This is a genomic window from Halalkalibacter lacteus, assembly GCF_036663595.1.
Classification (GTDB): Bacteria; Bacillota; Bacilli; order Bacillales; family Bacillaceae_D; genus Halalkalibacter; species Halalkalibacter lacteus.
Genome location: NZ_JAWRVL010000009.1, coordinates 120,572 through 138,145 on the forward strand (window position 1 = coordinate 120,572; position 17,574 = coordinate 138,145).

The following is a 17,574-nucleotide window of genomic DNA, read 5'->3' on the forward strand; positions in this document are numbered from 1 at the left end:
AAACATGAATGTAGAAGAATTTGACTTTCAATTACCTGAAGAATTAATCGCTCAGACGCCGCTTCCTGACAGGACGGCGTCTCGTTTGCTTGTTCTTGATCGTAAGACAGGGAAAACAAAAGATCTTCAGTTTTTATCAGTTATTGATGAACTAGCTGAAGGAGATTGTTTAGTTTTAAATGATACGCGAGTGTTACCAGCAAGGCTATATGGTACAAAGAAAGAGACTGGAGCAAGTATCGAAGTTCTCTTGTTAAAGCAGCTAGAAGATGATCAGTGGGAAACGCTTGTGAAACCAGCTAAGCGAGTGAAAGTAGGAACTGTGATTGAATTTGGTGATGGACGCTTAACAGCAACTTGTACAGGTGAAGCTGGGCATGGAGGCCGTATACTCAAGATGAGCTACGAAGGGATTTTTCATGAAGTTTTGGACGAGCTCGGTGAAATGCCATTACCCCCATATATAAAAGAAACTCTCCCGAATCAAGAGAGGTATCAAACAGTCTTTGCCAAAAATAGAGGATCCGCTGCTGCCCCAACAGCTGGGTTACATTTTACAAAAGAACTGTTAGAAAAAATTGAAGAAAAAGGTGTTCATATTGCTTTTATTACGCTTCATGTCGGTCTTGGAACATTCAGACCTGTTAGTGTTGACAAGATCGAAGAGCATGAAATGCATGCTGAATTTTATCAAATGAGTGCTGGTACAGCAAGATTATTGCAGTCTGTAAGAGAAAATGGCAGACGGATTTTTGCTGTAGGTACAACGTCAGCCCGTACGCTCGAGACAATTGTAAAAGAGCATGGCAACTTTCAAGAAGCATCAGGATGGACTTCAATTTTCATATATCCTGGTTATCAAGTACAATCCTTTGACGGATTATTAACTAATTTCCATTTACCGAAATCAACTTTAGTTATGCTTGTAAGTGCATTTGCTAGTAGAGAGTATGTGTTAGATGCGTATAGACATGCGGTAAAAGAGAAGTATCGTTTCTTTAGTTTTGGAGATGCAATGTTAATTAGATAGCAAAAAAGGAGGAACATCTATGGCAGCAATTACGTATGAACATATAAAGACTTGTAAACAATCTGGTGCTCGTTTAGGCCGAGTTCATACCCCGCATGGCACATTTGAAACGCCGATATTTATGCCAGTTGGAACACTGGCAACGGTAAAAACGATGAGCCCTGAAGATTTATATGATATGAATGCTCAGATCATCCTTAGCAATACGTATCATTTATGGTTGAGACCGGGTCATGATATCGTGAAGGAAGCTGGTGGATTGCATAAATTTATGAATTGGAATCGTCCGATTTTAACTGATTCTGGTGGCTTTCAAGTCTTTAGTTTAAGTGACTTGCGTAAGATTGAAGAAGAAGGTGTCCACTTTCGGAACCACTTAAATGGTGACAAGCTGTTTCTTAGTCCTGAAGGGGCCATGGAAATTCAAAATGCGCTAGGGTCCGATATTATGATGGCATTTGATGAATGTCCACCTTATCCAGCTGAATTTGATTACATGAAGAAATCGGTAGAACGGACAAGCCGTTGGGCAGAACGTTGTTTAAGTGCACATGCACGTCCAGAAGATCAAGGCTTATTTGGGATTGTACAAGGCGGAGAATACGAAGACTTACGTAGACAAAGTGCAGAAGATCTGGTTTCTCTTGACTTTCCTGGCTATGCCATCGGTGGACTATCCGTTGGTGAACCTAAAGATGTGATGAACCGCGTACTTGAATTCACAACTCCTCATTTACCAGAAAATAAACCGCGTTATTTAATGGGAGTGGGATCGGCCGATTCGTTAATTGATGGAACAATACGCGGAATTGATATGTTTGATTGTGTCTTGCCGACAAGGATAGCGCGGAATGGGACACTGATGACAAGTGCAGGAAGACTTGTTGTCCGCAATGCTAAATATGCAAGAGATTTCAGACCTTTAGATGAAAATTGCGATTGTCACGTTTGTCAAAATTATTCAAGAGCTTATATCCGACATTTAATTAAATGTGAAGAAACGTTCGGATTTAGATTGACCTCTTATCATAATTTGTATTTCCTGTTAAACTTAATGGAGCAAGTCAGACAGGCGATCCGAGATGATCGTTTACTTGATTTCAGAGAAGAGTTTTTTGAACAATATGGTTTTAATAAACCAAATGCAAAAAATTTCTAAGAGGTTGGACAAAGGATGGTTTACCTTTTGGTCTTCCTCGGAGCAATGAGTGTAACCGCTGCAAATAGTGGGAGATGTGTCTTCACCTGCTACGAGTGAAAGCTCGTAGTGGACGCGCAGTAGTGGAGCCATTGTGCTACTTAGTGAACAAGAAAAAAGTAAGATCTTTTTACTACTGAAAGGGGGGAAAACACATGGAACTATTTGGAACTTTACTTCCGCTACTATTAATGTTTGCGATTTTTTACTTCTTACTTATTCGTCCTCAACAAAAGAAGCAAAAAAAGATTCGCGAAATGCATAATGCACTTCAACGTGGAGATAAAATCATCACGATTGGTGGAATTCATGGGACAGTTGACGCTGTAGATGAAGATATAATGGTTATTCTAGTTAATGATAATCGCAAGCTCACTTTTGATCGTGCTGCTGTACGTGAAGTTGTGAATCCAGATTGATAGTACATAAGAAGCGCAGCGATCATCGCTGCGCTTCTTTATTTAAAAGAAAGTATAAAAATTTGAGTGAATTCAGAGAAGCATGAATTCGATTAAGCAGTGTGAAGGTTGTTCGAAGAGACTTTTGATTACTCGAAGAAGGGCAAAGGTTCCACTCATTGCTTCAAAAGACGGCTGCGCCGTCTTTCTTATTTATTACTACTAAGATTGACACCGATAATTCCTCCAATAGCTGCTGCAAAAATATAGCCAGCATGAAATAGATACTGTTCGTTTGTGAACCCGCTATCGTAACCTAAATATTGGACTAAAAATGTTAGCAATGAAAACAACAAAGCTGTAGTGGCTCCAGCAATCCAACCTTTTTCCTTCGCTTTTGCTCCCGCAATTGTTCCTCCGAAGAACATCGTTACAAATGCAACAACTGTGATCAGCCATTTGACTGAATGTTCCGTAAATGATGTGAAAGATAACACAATTGATACAACTAAACTAAATGTTAGAGCAATGACTAGTATGGTTGTTAGACCAAATAAAACAGCGGGAAAAAATCCACGATAAGTCATTAGAACGTCCTCTCCTTTCAATTTAAAAAATAATCTCTAGTAAAAGCTTATTCAGGCTTGTTTTAGAATAGACGCAAAAATTGCTTGTCTTAGAAAACGGACATGTTTCCATGAGCCATGTCATAGGATGGTAGAAATGCGAGGGGAGAGGAGTACGAACATGGGGGTAACCTTAGCTTTAATCATTTTTCTTTGCAGTTACTTCTTTATAATTACAGAAAAACTAAATCGAGCTGTCATCGCCTGCTTTGGTGGAGTACTCATGCTTGTATTTGGTGTGTATGAAATAAATTCAGCCTTTTTGCAACATATCGATTGGCATACGATAACACTTCTTTTGGCTATGATGATCTTAGTATCAATTACAAGCCAAAGCGGCTTTTTTGAATATGTGGCAGTGTCACTGGCTAAACGGGTAAACGGACGGCCTGTACCTCTTTTAATAGTCATTTCGTCATTAACTGCTTTCGGGTCAGCTTTTTTAAATAATGTGACGACAGTTTTGTTACTAGTTCCTATTATTTTTACATTAACATCATTACTGAAGCTCCCGGCAGTTCCGTTTCTATTGACAATCGTCATGGCATCGAATATAGGAGGGACGGCGACATTAATTGGTGATCCTCCAAACCTTATGATCGGGCAAGCGGTATCTCATTTAACTTTTAATGATTTTTTGATTCACCTAAGTCCTATTGTGATTATTATCTTTGTTGTTGTAATGGCTGGGCTTGTAGCGGTTTATAAAAAACAATTAGTGGTTACAAAAAAAGATCAAGCGAAATTACATGCCATTAATCCAACTACATATATTAAGGACCGAAAGCTTCTTATAAAATCAGTCTCGGTTTTATCAATGACGACAATAGGATTTATTATCCAGCCTTTTATTCATGTTGAATTAACGAGTATTGCCATGGTAGGTGCCCTTTTACTTATGTTAATTACGCATGAGGAACAAGATATGGAAGAAGTCTTTCGTTCGGTCGAGTGGGTGACGCTTTTTTTCTTTATTGGTTTATTCATGCTAGTTGGAGGATTAAAAGAAGTTGGAATTATTGATGAAGTTGCTAAGTCGATCATCTATTATACAGATGGAGACGTTCCTAAAACGGCTCTTGTAATTCTTTGGGGATCGGGGATCTTATCAGGTTTTGTCGATAACATTCCATTTGTTGCAGCGATGATTCCAGTGATTCTTGAATTCCAGGAATTTGGAATGAATAACTTAGATCCTTTATGGTGGGCATTAGCTCTAGGTGCCTGCTTAGGTGGCAATGCGACGGTTATTGGGGCAACAGCAAATGTTATTGTAGCAGGAATGGCAGTAAAAGCAAAACATCCTTTTAGTTATTTGGAGTTTTTAAAAGTTGGTCTGCCAATCGCGATTGTTTCATTTATAATTTCGACGATTTATTTGTATTTCAGATACCTCATTGATTTTATATAGTGAACTTCCAAAAGCTACAAATCATGTGTTCGTTCTTCCTTGGTCATACTAACCATTAAAGCATGGTTACATGATAAGGGGGAATGTACGATGGATTATATGACGATTATGCTACGCACCATATTCATCTACTTTATCATCCTCTTTGTGTTAAGATTTATGGGGAAACGTGAGATTGGACAATTATCAGTATTAGATTTTGTCGTATCGATCATGATTGCTGAGCTTGCAGTAATATCCATAGAAAACATAGAAGTTCCTATGATGTATTCTATTATTCCTATCGTCATTTTGTCAGCCATTCAAATTGTGTTGGCGATTATCTCTTTAAAAAATAATCGTTTGCGCAAATTAATTGATGGCAAGCCATCTGTTCTGATAAACGAAGGGAAGATTGATGTAGGAGAGATGAGAAAGCAACGGTATAACTTTGATGACCTTCTTGTTCAATTAAGACAAAATAAGGTCAGCAAGTTATCTGATGTAGAGTTTGCTATCTTAGAACCTTCAGGGAAGTTGTCAGTAATTGAAGAACAAGAAGAACAAAATAGAGATAATGGGCCGAGAATGCCGTTGCCGTTGATATTAGATGGGAAGATTCAAGATGAACATTTACAACAAATTAATCAAACGCAGCTCTGGCTCCGTCAACAAATGCGAAAAATAGGTTATCGTGATATTAAGAAGATATCCTATTGTGCCCTAAAGGACCGAGATACCTTTTTTGTTGATTTAAAAGATGAGAGATAAAACCAAGTCCGAATTCCTTAAAAATAAGGAGGTGACTTGGTTTTTTGTATGGTTGAAATATGAAGAGATCCCCAAGTTATAGTTTTTCTCAATAAAAGAATCTAATTAGGCTTTATAGCATTTAAGGCTGTATGATAAAATGGCTTACTCGCAACTCTCTCCTTTTTAAAAGTCGCACAGAGTAGGCTTTAAAACCATGCATGCTCATTGCGAAGAGGTTGTTCAAATTTGAACAACCTCTTCCAAGGGGATATTACCCTTTTCTTTGATGAATGTTTACGAACGTGGGATAAATGAGCTGATCCATTGACCGATAAATGGAATTCTTATGGCCTCTTCTTTTTTAATTAATCCAAGGATAAGCATAAGTGCACTATAAAAAATAAAGGTGCAGCTTATTGCAAGGATGGTTTGCCAAAGTTGAGTAAAAGACTGGAAAGCATAATTGGAAAGGACAAATCCGATCCAAGTTGAAACAATGATTAAGAGGATGGACTTCCCAACCATTTTTGTATCGATCGTAAAGCTAATCGTTTTTGCAACTGATGCAAAATGAAGCAATGTTACTAAGACAAATCCGATAACAATGGCAAGAGCCGCTCCCATGATGCCAAGTTCAGGTCTTGATGCAAGAACAAAGATCGCAGCTATCTTAATTATAGCACCGAAAAGACTGTTCATCATCGCAGCTTTAGCAAGGTCTAAAGCTTGTAATGTGGATTGCAATGGTCCTTGGAAGTATAAAAAGATACTAAATGGTGCCATTAGCTTTAAATAAGTTGCAACGGTTGGTGCATCATACATTAAGTCCATGATTGGTTCGGCGAAAACGTATAGGATGACGGCTGAGATTCCTCCCGATAAAAGGGCAAGTCGTAATGCTTGGTTTAAGCGATGGTGAATTGTCTTAAAATGTTTCTTTGCAGCCGCTTCACTGATGGCTGGTACAAGTGAAACAGACAGAGAGTATGTGATAAAGGTTGGTAATAATAAAACTGGGATAACAAATCCAGCAAGTTCACCGTATTGACTCGTTGCCATTACCGTAGCAACACCGGCCATTGCTAAACTTTGAGCTACTATGATGGGTTCGAAAAATAAAGAAATGGACCCGATAAGTCGACTTCCTGTTGCTGGTAAAGATATAGCCATTAAATCGTGAAATGTTTGTTTTCCTTCTTTGGCATAGTTAAAGAAACGACGACGAAGGCGGAAGCGTTTGTTCTTTTTAAACATAAAGATCATGTATAGAAGGGAGGCAAGTTCGCCAATGACAACCGAAATCATCGCACCAGCAGCTGCAAATTCTACACCCATCGGTAAAAAGGCGCTTGTCAATACCGCTACAAGGGTAATGCGAACAACCTGTTCAATAACTTGTGAGTAAGCGGTCGGTTTCATATTTTGACGACCTTGGAAATAACCACGCATGACGGATGAAAGGGCAACAATCGGAACAATTGGTGCAATCGCTATTAATGGATAATAGGCTCTTGCATCGGTTAACAGCATATTCGCAACGAAAGGAGCGAAGGCAATCATGGCAACGGTAAAGATGATGCTTAGTACACTTGTAACAGAAAGGGCGACAACGAGAATTCTTTTTATTCGTTGCCTATCTTCTTTTGCTTCTGCTTCGGCCACTAACTTTGAAATGGCAACAGGTAGCCCTAATTGCGTTAGCGTAATGACAAGAAGCAAAGTGGGAACAGCCATCATATAGAGACCGACCCCTTCAGCTCCCATTATTCTTGCAACGACGATTCTATTTACAAAGCCTAGGAACCTCGTGATAAGTCCGGCAATTATTAAAATGAGTGCTCCTTTGAGAAAAGTTTGCTTCGTCATGTATAGCCCCTACCTTCATAAAAAAATGATGGATATTTTGCGCTATTATTTATATGCTTAGTAGTGGGTCAAGCATGACAAGTTAGTTACATTTAGATTGAACTTTAGAAAGGACGATAACAGTGAAAGAGGCAATTCAACAGTTTATTTTTGATCATTTTGGTTTTTTACCACCGGAATTAATCGTCGTGTTAATCTCGGCATTACCAATAGTAGAGCTACGTGTGGGCATTCCAGCAGCTCATCAGCTTGGATTTTCCTATTGGGAAGCATTGCTTTACGGAATAGGGGGGAACTTACTACCAATTCTACCAATCTTATTATTGTTTCAACCTATTAGTAAATGGTTTCTGCGATTTAAACTATATAAAAGGTTTTATGATTGGCTTTACAATCGAACAATGAAAAAAAGTGATAAAGTGGAGAAGTTCGGTGCAATAGGTCTAATTTTATTTACCGCTGTTCCCCTACCTACAACAGGAGCTTACTCAGCAAGTCTTGCTGCGATTCTCTTTTTCATTCCGTTTCGCTATGCATTTTTGTCTATAGCAGCAGGAGTGATTATCGCAGGGGTTGGTGTAGCGAGCATCATGTATTCGGTCTTTTAAGAGGTTGTTCAAAAAGGAGTGATTTTTTCCTTTTTGAACAACCTCGAAGCACTGAGTGGAGCCTCTGCAATCTTTTAAGAATGCTATGAGTGAACTTCTCATAGCAGTCGCGCAGAGAGCGGAGCCAGTGCAGCTTTAAAGAAAAAAGGAGTGATTTTTTCCTTTTTGAACAGACTCTTTAAGAGGAGGAGAAAGATGAAACAGCAATTTGAAGTGTGGCGTAGCGATCTAAAACCAGCAATTATAAGTAAAGTTGATGAATTTCACCTGCTTGGTTATGATAGAGCGACAGCTAATGAAGTATGGGACTGTGTCCTTTATCAGCTAAGAAAAAAGAAAGAATTTACTCATATAAATAGTTTTGTGAATGAATTATTAACGTTAAAACCGCAAACGTATATGACATGGCTTACGGTACAATCCTATAAAGATCCTACTGATTGGTTTGCAGAATTGGAATAGAGGTTGAACAAAAAGGTGGCTTTTTACCTTTTTGTTCAACCTTAAAAGTCAAAATTGACAGAGATTTTCTATAAAAGCTATAATGGGGCTATTGTGTCTTATGAAAGGTTGGAATGGACAGTAGTCTGTTTCGTGAAGGAGGCCGAAAAGGAATATGGTGAAAAAAGGAAGGATTTTCGCTTTTTTCCTAATTGTTGCGATTCTTGCAGTTGTTATTAGTACAACTGCTATGGGAATAGCAAAGGAAATTAAGCTAGGTCTTGACCTCCAAGGTGGGTTTGAAATACTTTATGAAGTGAAACCAGCTCACGAGGGTGATGTGATTGATAATGAGGTATTACGAGCAACGGTGAGTGCTCTCAACCAACGAGTCAACGTTTTAGGTGTATCAGAACCAAACATTCGTATTGAAGGGGATGACAGAATCCGTGTTCAGCTGGCTGGAGTTGCAGACCAGGCAACGGCACGTGAGCTTTTAGCAACTGAGGCAAGCTTAACAATACGAGATGTACATGATGAAGTGTTAGTTGATGGTGCGGATTTACGTCAAAATGGTGCAAGTTCGACGTTTCATCCAGATACAAATGATCCGATTGTGTCGTTAACATTAGAAGATGCCAGACAAATGGAATTAGTTTCAAGAGAAATGCTTTCAAGGCCACCAGCTGAGAACTTACTCGTCATGTGGTTAGACTTTGAAGAAGGTGTCGACTCTTATGCAGAGGAAGCGTTGAAAGAAGATCCGAAATATCTTTCAGCTGCAACTGTTCGAGAAATCATTTACTCAAATACAGCAACGATCAGTGGGAATTTCACCCTTGAGGAAACTCAATTTCTTGCTGAAGTGTTAAATGCAGGTGCACTTCCAGTTCAACTGGAAGAGTTGTACAACAATTCAGTAGGGGCGTCTTTAGGTGAGCAAGCGATGCAAAAAACTGTTTATGCTGGTTTTATCGGTGTTGCACTAATTTTTGTCTATATGCTGTTCTATTATCGCTTTATGGGTATCATTGCTGTCGTTACGTTAAGTACATATATTTACCTCGTCTTACTCGTATTTAATTGGATGAATGCGGTGTTAACGCTACCGGGGATCGCAGCATTGATTTTAGGTGTTGGGATGGCGGTTGATGCTAATATCATCACATATGAACGGATAAAAGAAGAAATACGTTCAGGGAAATCTATCATGTCTGCGTTTAAGGCAGGTAGTCGTAGATCACTTTCGACGATTCTTGATGCCAATATTACAACGATATTAGCGGCGGCTGTCCTATTTTCTTATGGGACAAGCTCTGTTCAAGGGTTTGCTGTTATGTTGATTGTCAGTATTTTAACGAGCTTTATTACAGCTGTTTACGGCTCGAGGCTTCTTCTTGGATTATGGGTGAATAGTCGGGCTCTTAATAAGAAACCTCGTTTGTTCGGTGTAAAGGAAGGTGAAATTGATGAGCTTTAATTTCCAAAATCGAAAGATAGACTTCGTAAAACATCGGAAAAAGTTTTTCGTATTCTCAGGAGCCTTTACATTGCTTGGAATCATCTTATTGTTGACGCTCGGATTGAATTTAGGAATTGATTTTGAAAGTGGGTCGAGGGTTGACTTACTATCTCCTGAAACGTTAACAACGGATGTAGTAGAAGAAGAGTTTGCAAAACTAGGTTATTCACCGGATGATGTTCAACTTGCTGGAGATAACAATGAAATGGCGAGTGTTGGTTTTATTGGTGTGTTAACCCCTGCAGAGATTACCGAGATTCAAGCACACTTTTCTACTGAATACGGGAATGAGCCGAGTATTAGTACGGTTGATCCAATTATTGGTCATGAGCTTGCTCGAAACGCTTTACTTGCTGTTTTACTTGCATCGATTGGAATCATTATTTATGTGACAATTCGATTCGAACTTCTGTATGGGATTGCAGCAATTGTTGCCCTTTTGCATGATGCATTCTTTATTATTGCAGTATTTAGCTTATTGCAAATCGAAGTGAACGTTCCATTTATTGCAGCAGTTTTGACGATTGTTGGTTACTCGATTAATGATACAATCGTTACATTTGATCGAATACGGGAAAACATGAAGCTTGCAAAGCGTGTGAAGGGTTTTGAAGATCTAGCCAAAATTGTTAATATGAGTCTAGTTCAAACTCTTGCTCGTTCAATAAATACAGTCTTAACAGTCGTATTTGCAGCAGCGGCAATCTTTATATTTGGTGGAGAGGCGATTCGTTCCTTTGCGTTTGCCTTACTTGTAGGGCTTGCTGCCGGGACGTATTCATCTATGTTTCTTGCCGCGCAGTTATGGTTGATTTGGAAAGCGAAGCAATTACAGAAGAAGAAGCGCACGTCTTTGCAACAACCTGACGGGGAGCCAACTGTTTAAATTTCGAGGGGAACTTGGTTCAAATCGAAAATGACTGAGAAATTGAGGATCGCAAACCATCTCATACTTACATGAGGTGGTTGCGATCTTTTTGTGTAGTCGTAGAGGCGGTTTTGATCTGGAAAACTGAAAAATATATATGCATTTTATATGAGAATGTCTCTTGTCTTTTAATGAAGTTTGAGAAAAGGGTGAATGATGTGACTTACAAATGGTAAAATAAGTACAGTATTTAACAAGAACATCATATAGTAAAAATGACGATTTAAAAGTGGGTGTTTACGTGTCCGAAGCAGATGTACGTTATCGAAAGGTCAGATTTGCAGCATGGGTCGGGATTGTCGGAAATATTATATTAGCTATTTTAAAAGCGGTAATTGGAATCATGGCAAACAGTAGAGCACTAGTAGCAGATGCAGTTCACTCTGCATCAGATGTAGTAGGCTCCGTTGTGGTATTAATAGGCGTGCGGGCTGCAAAATTGCCACCTGATCGTGACCATCCATATGGACATGGGAAAGCTGAATCTGTTGCTGCTATTATTGTGTCCGTTTTGCTATTTATCGTTGGGTTTGAAATTGCCCTTGGTGCCTTTCAGTCATTTTTTGAACCAGTGGAAATCCCTAAGGTTATTGCTATTTATGCGGTCGTATTTTCAATAATTGTAAAAGAATTAATGTTTCGTTATAAGTATCAATTGGGTAAAAAGTATAAGAGTGAGGCATTAATGACGGATGCATGGCATCATCGTTCAGATGTTTTTTCTTCATTTGCAGCGCTAATCGGGATTGGTGCTGCTATTCTTGGAGGACATTTAAACATCTCTTGGCTTGTGTATGGTGATGCCATTGCAAGTGCTTTTGTGGCCATCTTGATTGGAAAGATGGCTTGGTCGCTTGGACAGCAGTCCATTCATAATGCTCTAGACCATGTTCTTCATGAAGAAGACACGGTTGAAATGAAAAAGGCTGCAGCAAACGTTCAAGGTGTATTAAATATCGATGCGTTTTTAGCAAGAGAGCATGGTCACTATGTCATCATTGACATAAAGGTAGCTGTCGAACCGTCCATTACAGTCGAGGAGGGACATACAATTGGAAAACAGGTGAAAGAGCGACTTTTAGAAGAAAAGAATGTTCATGATGTGCTCGTTCATATTAATCCATACAGAAAGACAAAGAAGGTGAGAGAGGAGATTGATAAATGAGAGGGCAATGGAGTTTAATTCTTGGATTAATTGCCGCTGTAATTATTGCAATCTTTGCTGTCATTAATGTGGAAGTAATTCGTGTGAATTATTTATTTGGAACGGCTGAATGGCCATTAATTTTAGTGATTTTAGGGTCCGTCTTAATGGGGGCTATTATTGTTGGTGCTGTAGGGATGTTGAAGATTTATCAATTACAAGCTGAAGTAAAAAGATTGAAACATGCCGAGGCGAACAAGGGTGGTTCAAACAAAGGAAAACAGATAGAAAAAAGAAGATCTTCAGATGAAAATATTGAAAAATACCAGACTAAGGAAACAAATGATTGAACGTTGTAACCCCTCGAATGCTCCTGTATAATGAGACATTCAAGGGGTGTTTTTTATGTTGAAACCGAAAGCTAGATGGAAGATTAAAGAACAAGCATCCAGTCAAATAGATCAACTAGTGAATGAATTAAACGTTGCTCCTCTTGTGGCCACGCTCCTTATTAATCGAGGAATTGACACAGTCGAGTCAGCAAAGCGTTTTTTATATAAAGAGGAAATGACGTTTCATGACCCATTTTTGTTAGATGATATGGAACGAGTTGTAACAAGAATTCAGGCAGCAGTTGAGGAAAATGAGCGAATTCTTATTTTTGGAGATTATGATGCCGATGGTGTTAGTAGTACGGCACTAATGTATAAAGCCTTGCAATCTATAGGTGCATCCGTAGACTTTTATATTCCAAACCGATTTACAGAAGGCTATGGGCCGAATGAACCGGCAATTAGAAAAGCGAAAGAAGAAGGCTATCAATTAGTTGTAACGGTGGACACGGGTATTGCTGCTGTCGACGTTGCCAATGTGGCAAAAGCAATCAACCTTGATTTTATTGTTACAGACCATCATGAGGCTCCGCCTGTTTTACCAGATGCGTATGCGATTGTAAATCCGAAGAAGCCTGGATGTCCTTATCCATTTAAAGGCTTAGCGGGAGTAGGTGTCGTATTAAAGGTAGCACAGGCATTGCTTGGTAGGGTGCCAAAAGAGTGGCTAGACATAGCCGTTATCGGGACCGTTGCCGATCTAGTTCCACTCGTTGATGAAAATCGTTTACTTGTGATGGAAGGACTGCACGTACTTCAAGCTACAGAGAAGCCTGGGTTAATTGCGCTTAAGAAAAAATGTGGAATAGAATCACAAGTCATTCAAGCCGATCATGTTGGGTTTGGCATTGGTCCTAGAATTAATGCTGCAGGAAGGTTAGATTCGGCTGATCCTGCTGTTGATTTGTTATTATCTGAAACACAAGAAGAAGCAGAGCAGTTAGCAACAGAAATTGATCACTTAAATAAAGAGAGACAAGCTATCGTGAGTGAAATTACAGAAGCGGCCGTAGCTGTAGTGGAGGAGTATTACCCTCCAAGCGATAATAGTGTGCTAATTATTGCTGGTGAAGGGTGGAATGCAGGAGTAATCGGAATCGTTGCCTCTCGTCTTGTTGAACGGTATTACAGACCGACTATCGTCTTAAGTATAGATCAAGAAAAGGGTCTTGCGAAAGGTTCAGCAAGAAGTATTGAAGGCTTTGATATGTTTGCTGAGCTTTCAAAAAGCCGAGATATCTTGCCGCATTTTGGTGGGCATCCTATGGCTGCAGGATTAACGATGAAAGCTAACGATTTAGATGAACTACGTATGAGACTCAATCAACAAGCAAATGAAGTATTAACAGAAGATGACTTTAAACCAGTCACATCGATTGACTTAGTTGCAAGTGTTGATGAAATTTCTGTGTCAGTCATTAAGCAATTAGAACAACTAGCTCCTTTTGGCGTTCAAAATCCAACACCTAAAGTATTGCTGCAAGAAGTTCAACTTGACCAGATGAGAAAAATTGGTAGTGATTCGAATCATTTAAAGGTAGGGTTTACAGAAAACGGCTCAACCTTAGATGGAATCGGTTTTCATCTCGGGTATTTGTGTGAGGAGATTACCTCACATGCTAAAGTGTCAGCAGTCGGAACGCTGTCAATCAATGAGTGGAATGGACGTGTAAAGCCACAATTGATGATAGAGGATTTAGGCGTATCGGAGTGGCAACTCTTTGATTGGAGAAGTATACAAAAGACACGTTTGCATGAGCGACTTTCTACAATCCCTGTTGAAAAACGAGTTTTGGTTGCTTTTAACAAAGATACGCAAGCTAAATTAGGTCTCGAGAAAGAAACTGTTTATGATGTTAGTGGACAAGGAAACTTAGATGATTTGTCTAATCAGTTTGTTGTTCTACTTGATATTCCGAGAGCGCGTGAACAACTCGCATCACTTTTTTCAAACCATGGAGAGCCTAGTCGCATTTATACGATCTTTTTTCATGAGGAAGATGGTTTTTTTACAACCAATCCGAATCGAGAACAATTTAAGTGGTACTATGCATTTCTTTTAAAGAAGAAATCATTTAATATGAAAAAGCACAGTGAGGATTTAGCTAAACATAAAGGGTGGTCACGTCATACGATTAACTTTATGTCAAAGGTGTTTTGCGAGCTAGGTTTTGTTACAATAGATGATGGAATGCTTCATGTCGCTAGTAACCCACAGAAAAAAGGCTTAGATGAATCAGCTACTTATCGTGAAAAACAAGAGCTAGCATATATTGAAAATGACTTTGTTTACTCTTCGTATGTCGATTTAAAGCAATGGTTCGCCGAAGTTCTAGAAACAAAGCCTATAGATGATACGACGATCAAGGAGACGGTGTAAAATGGATTTCAAAAAATATATTCAAATTGTTGATAATTACCCGAAAGAAGGCATTCGTTTTAAAGATATTACGACACTTATGCAAGACGGTCCTGCCTACAAAGCAGCAATCAATGAGATGGTTGAGTTTGCAAAGGATAAAAAAATAGATGTTGTCGTAGGTCCTGAGGCTAGAGGATTTGTTGTTGGCTGTCCAATTGCGTACGCGTTAGAAACTGGCTTTGTTCCGGTACGAAAAGCAGGGAAACTACCTCGTGAAGTCATATCGGTTGATTATGGATTAGAGTACGGGAAAGATAGGTTAACGATTCATAAAGACGCTATCAAAAAAGGACAACGAGTTCTTATTACAGATGACTTGCTTGCAACTGGTGGGACGATTGAAGCAACGATCAAAATGGTTGAACAGCTTGGTGGAGAAGTAGTTGGCGTAGCCTTTATGATTGAACTTGGCTATTTAGAAGGACGAACTTTTTTGGGGAAATATGACTTATTTTCACTTATGACATATAACTAAAGAACATGTGGGGTGCTCGCAGAAGGTCTAACTCAAGTAGAAAGTCAAAAATGTACTTCTAGAGTTAGTGCTTTTAAGTTTGAGTTGCCCCTTTTTCGTATTAGTCGGATAAATTTCATTGTTTTCCTTTACATAGCTCCGAAACTTACCCATAATGAAAAGAAATATTGAATCGTAAATAGGTGATTCCATGACGATAGATCAAGTATTAGAGAAAGCAAGTCGATATTTAAATGAGAAAGACGTTGCTTTTTTACGTAAGGCCTATGAATATGCAGAGCGTGCCCATGAAGGGCAGTACCGTAAATCCGGAGAGCCTTATATTCTACACCCTATTCAAGTAGCGGGGATCATTGTTGAACTTGAACTTGATCCTAACTCTGTTGCTGCAGCATTTTTACACGATGTAGTCGAAGACACAGAGGTAACGGTAGAAAATTTAAAAGAAGAGTTTAATGAACAAGTTGCGATGCTTGTCGATGGTGTTACGAAATTAAAGAAATTTAAGTACAAGTCAAAAGAAGAGCAGCAAGCTGAAAACCATCGAAAAATGTTAATCGCGATGGCGAAAGATATTCGAGTTATTTTAATTAAATTAGCTGATCGTCTTCATAATATGCGCACGTTGAAATTTATGCCTCCAGAAAAGCAACGTGTTACATCAAATGAAACGCTAGAGATTTTCGCTCCACTTGCACATAGGCTTGGGATTTCAACGATCAAGTGGGAGTTAGAAGATACGGCATTGCGATACTTAGATCCACAGCAATATTACAGAATAGTCAATCTAATGAAAAAGAAAAGAGCAGAACGCGAAAAATATTTGTCAGGTGTTATGGAGACAATCCAAGAGCACTTGCGAGATGTGAAGGTTGAGGCTGAGTTATCTGGTCGACCAAAACATATTTATAGCATTTATCGAAAGATGATTCTGCAAAACAAACAATTCAATGAAATATACGATTTATTAGCTGTTCGAATTATGGTTGAGAGCATTAAAGATTGTTATGCGGTATTAGGTGTCATTCACACATGCTGGAAACCGATGCCTGGTCGTTTTAAAGATTATATTGCGATGCCAAAGGCGAATATGTATCAGTCCCTTCACACAACGGTTGTTGGTCCTTACGGAGATCCTCTTGAAGTGCAAATTCGAACAGAAGAGATGCATCGAATTGCTGAATTTGGGGTCGCAGCTCATTGGGCGTATAAAGAGGGAAAAGAAGTTACCCTAAATAAAAATACATTTGAAGATAAGCTTAGTTGGTTCAGGGACGTAATTGAGTCTCAAACAGAAACAAATGATGCTCAAGAATTCATGGAATCTTTAAAAATGGATTTATTTTCTGATATGGTTTTTGTTTTTACTCCAAAGGGCGATGTAATCGAGTTACCAGCTGGTTCGGTACCACTTGATTTTGCTTATCGTATTCATAGTGAAATCGGAAATAGATGTATCGGGGCCAAAGTAAATGGAAAGATGGTTCCACTTGAGCACCGTCTCAACACTGGCGATATCATTGAAGTACTAACTTCGAAACATTCTTATGGACCAAGTCAAGATTGGTTGAAAATAACGAAATCATCTCATGCCAAAAATAAAATTAGGCAGTGGTTTAAAAAAGAGCGAAGAGAAGAAAACGTTGAAAAAGGACAAGAGTTAGTAGAGAAAGAAATACGTGCACTTGATTTTGAACCGAAAGAAGTACTTACAGCAGAGAACATCGCCGATGTAGCCAATAAGTTTAGTTTTTCCGGTGAAGAAGACATGTTTGCAGCCGCTGGTTATGGTGGAATCAGTGTGAAACAAATTGTCAATCGTATGACGGAAAAACTAAGAAAACAGCAAGATCAAGAACAAGAAGATAAATCGTTGGCAGCAGCACTTTCAGATGTACAAACGTATAGACCGAAAAAAAAGGTAAGCTCTGGTGTTCGCGTAAAAGGGGTAGATAACCTTCTTATTCGTCTATCCCGTTGCTGTACACCGGTACCTGGGGATGAAATTATCGGGTACATAACAAAAGGGCGAGGTGTTTCCATTCATAGGTCAGATTGTACAAATGTTCAAAATGAAGACGCGCAAACAAGACTTTTACAAGTAGAGTGGGAAGGCAGCACAGAACAAAGCAAGTCCTATAACGTCGATATCGAAATTACAGGCTATGACCGAAATGGGTTATTAAATGAAGTACTACATGCTATTACTGAATCAAGAACGGTTATCAATGCTGTTTCAGGACGTTCTGATAATCGACAAAAAGTAGCGACGATTCATTTAACGATTTCGATTCATAACATCGACCATTTACATAAAGTGGTTGATAAAATTAAACAATTACATGATATTTATTCAGTACGAAGAGTGATGCATTAGAGGT

General features: G+C 38.9%; 16 protein-coding genes. 14 read left to right on the plus strand and 2 right to left on the minus strand.

What is annotated here, in order from left to right:
* The first annotated feature begins 4 nt into the window (after nt 1-4).
* From queA to yajC, 3 genes are all read left to right on the plus strand, one after another.
* Complete coding sequence (gene queA / locus SAZ04_RS08915; protein ID WP_332694229.1) at nt 5-1,030, plus strand: tRNA preQ1(34) S-adenosylmethionine ribosyltransferase-isomerase QueA; 1,026 nt, start codon at nt 5-7, stop codon at nt 1,028-1,030.
* Nucleotides 1,031-1,049: 19 nt separating this feature from the next.
* Nucleotides 1,050-2,189, plus strand: coding sequence for a tRNA guanosine(34) transglycosylase Tgt (tgt, locus tag SAZ04_RS08920; protein ID WP_332694232.1), 1,140 nt, complete (start codon nt 1,050-1,052; stop codon nt 2,187-2,189).
* A gap of 194 nt (nt 2,190-2,383) precedes the next feature.
* Entirely contained in the window at nt 2,384-2,647 is a 264-nt protein-coding gene (gene yajC, locus SAZ04_RS08925) for a preprotein translocase subunit YajC (RefSeq protein WP_332694234.1), read from the plus strand.
* A gap of 188 nt (nt 2,648-2,835) precedes the next feature.
* On the opposite strand, the gene SAZ04_RS08930 is transcribed toward yajC, so the two are convergent.
* On the minus strand, nt 2,836-3,213 hold the full coding sequence (locus tag SAZ04_RS08930) for a TIGR04086 family membrane protein (RefSeq protein WP_332694235.1): 378 nt from the start codon (nt 3,211-3,213) through the stop codon (nt 2,836-2,838).
* A gap of 160 nt (nt 3,214-3,373) precedes the next feature.
* Between SAZ04_RS08930 and SAZ04_RS08935 the strand changes: the two genes are divergently transcribed.
* Both SAZ04_RS08935 and SAZ04_RS08940 read left to right on the plus strand, forming a co-directional pair.
* Nucleotides 3,374-4,663, plus strand: coding sequence for an ArsB/NhaD family transporter (locus SAZ04_RS08935; protein ID WP_332694237.1), 1,290 nt, complete (start codon nt 3,374-3,376; stop codon nt 4,661-4,663).
* Nucleotides 4,664-4,753: 90 nt separating this feature from the next.
* Entirely contained in the window at nt 4,754-5,413 is a 660-nt protein-coding gene (locus tag SAZ04_RS08940; protein ID WP_332694239.1) for a DUF421 domain-containing protein, read from the plus strand.
* A gap of 276 nt (nt 5,414-5,689) precedes the next feature.
* On the opposite strand, the gene spoVB is transcribed toward SAZ04_RS08940, so the two are convergent.
* The gene (spoVB, locus tag SAZ04_RS08945; RefSeq protein ID WP_332694241.1) at nt 5,690-7,261 is read right to left on the minus strand and encodes a stage V sporulation protein B; all 1,572 of its coding nucleotides are present in this window, start codon (nt 7,259-7,261) and stop codon (nt 5,690-5,692) included.
* A gap of 122 nt (nt 7,262-7,383) precedes the next feature.
* Between spoVB and SAZ04_RS08950 the strand changes: the two genes are divergently transcribed.
* The 9 genes from SAZ04_RS08950 to SAZ04_RS08990 all read left to right on the plus strand — a co-directional run bounded on the left by SAZ04_RS08950 (nt 7,384) and on the right by SAZ04_RS08990 (nt 17,570).
* Entirely contained in the window at nt 7,384-7,869 is a 486-nt protein-coding gene (locus SAZ04_RS08950) for a COG2426 family protein (RefSeq protein WP_332694243.1), read from the plus strand.
* 195 nt (nt 7,870-8,064) lie between these two features.
* On the plus strand, nt 8,065-8,331 hold the full coding sequence (locus SAZ04_RS08955; RefSeq protein WP_332694245.1) for a post-transcriptional regulator: 267 nt from the start codon (nt 8,065-8,067) through the stop codon (nt 8,329-8,331).
* Between the two features lie 154 nt (nt 8,332-8,485).
* Entirely contained in the window at nt 8,486-9,790 is a 1,305-nt protein-coding gene (gene secD, locus SAZ04_RS08960; RefSeq protein WP_332694247.1) for a protein translocase subunit SecD, read from the plus strand.
* The gene (secF, locus tag SAZ04_RS08965) at nt 9,780-10,718 is read left to right on the plus strand and encodes a protein translocase subunit SecF (RefSeq protein ID WP_332694248.1); all 939 of its coding nucleotides are present in this window, start codon (nt 9,780-9,782) and stop codon (nt 10,716-10,718) included. Before secD ends, secF begins: the two co-directional genes overlap by 11 nt.
* A 283-nt stretch (nt 10,719-11,001) precedes the next feature.
* Nucleotides 11,002-11,925 (plus strand): cation diffusion facilitator family transporter, encoded by a 924-nt coding sequence (locus tag SAZ04_RS08970; RefSeq protein WP_332694250.1) that lies wholly within the window; start codon nt 11,002-11,004, stop codon nt 11,923-11,925.
* Nucleotides 11,922-12,254, plus strand: a complete 333-nt coding sequence (locus SAZ04_RS08975) for a LapA family protein (RefSeq protein WP_332694252.1) — start codon at nt 11,922-11,924, stop codon at nt 12,252-12,254. The genes SAZ04_RS08970 and SAZ04_RS08975 overlap by 4 nt, the downstream gene beginning before the upstream one ends.
* A gap of 55 nt (nt 12,255-12,309) precedes the next feature.
* Nucleotides 12,310-14,676, plus strand: a complete 2,367-nt coding sequence (recJ, locus tag SAZ04_RS08980) for a single-stranded-DNA-specific exonuclease RecJ (RefSeq protein WP_332694254.1) — start codon at nt 12,310-12,312, stop codon at nt 14,674-14,676.
* Nucleotide 14,677: 1 nt separating this feature from the next.
* Nucleotides 14,678-15,193 carry an adenine phosphoribosyltransferase gene (locus SAZ04_RS08985; RefSeq protein ID WP_332694256.1) on the plus strand — a complete coding sequence of 172 codons (516 nt, stop codon included), beginning with the start codon at nt 14,678-14,680 and terminating at the stop codon, nt 15,191-15,193.
* A 190-nt stretch (nt 15,194-15,383) separates the two neighbouring features.
* Nucleotides 15,384-17,570: a RelA/SpoT family protein gene (locus SAZ04_RS08990; RefSeq protein ID WP_332694258.1), complete on the plus strand. Its 2,187-nt coding sequence runs from the start codon at nt 15,384-15,386 to the stop codon at nt 17,568-17,570.
* Nucleotides 17,571-17,574 lie beyond the last annotated feature (4 nt).

Excerpts from the sequence above, each read along its gene's own strand:
- SAZ04_RS08985 (WP_332694256.1), top strand. The coding sequence starts at position 14,678 with ATGGATTTCAAAAAATATATTCAAATTGTTGATAATTACCCGAAAGAA.
- SAZ04_RS08990 (WP_332694258.1), top strand. The coding sequence starts at position 15,384 with ATGACGATAGATCAAGTATTAGAGAAAGCAAGTCGATATTTAAATGAG.
- secD (WP_332694247.1), top strand. The coding sequence starts at position 8,486 with ATGGTGAAAAAAGGAAGGATTTTCGCTTTTTTCCTAATTGTTGCGATT.
- yajC (WP_332694234.1), top strand. The coding sequence starts at position 2,384 with ATGGAACTATTTGGAACTTTACTTCCGCTACTATTAATGTTTGCGATT.
- queA (WP_332694229.1), top strand. The coding sequence starts at position 5 with ATGAATGTAGAAGAATTTGACTTTCAATTACCTGAAGAATTAATCGCT.
- secF (WP_332694248.1), top strand. The coding sequence starts at position 9,780 with ATGAGCTTTAATTTCCAAAATCGAAAGATAGACTTCGTAAAACATCGG.
- SAZ04_RS08940 (WP_332694239.1), top strand. The coding sequence starts at position 4,754 with ATGGATTATATGACGATTATGCTACGCACCATATTCATCTACTTTATC.
- SAZ04_RS08930 (WP_332694235.1), bottom strand. The coding sequence starts at position 3,213 with ATGACTTATCGTGGATTTTTTCCCGCTGTTTTATTTGGTCTAACAACC.
- spoVB (WP_332694241.1), bottom strand. The coding sequence starts at position 7,261 with ATGACGAAGCAAACTTTTCTCAAAGGAGCACTCATTTTAATAATTGCC.
- recJ (WP_332694254.1), top strand. The coding sequence starts at position 12,310 with ATGTTGAAACCGAAAGCTAGATGGAAGATTAAAGAACAAGCATCCAGT.
- tgt (WP_332694232.1), top strand. The coding sequence starts at position 1,050 with ATGGCAGCAATTACGTATGAACATATAAAGACTTGTAAACAATCTGGT.
- SAZ04_RS08935 (WP_332694237.1), top strand. The coding sequence starts at position 3,374 with ATGGGGGTAACCTTAGCTTTAATCATTTTTCTTTGCAGTTACTTCTTT.
- SAZ04_RS08975 (WP_332694252.1), top strand. The coding sequence starts at position 11,922 with ATGAGAGGGCAATGGAGTTTAATTCTTGGATTAATTGCCGCTGTAATT.
- SAZ04_RS08955 (WP_332694245.1), top strand. The coding sequence starts at position 8,065 with ATGAAACAGCAATTTGAAGTGTGGCGTAGCGATCTAAAACCAGCAATT.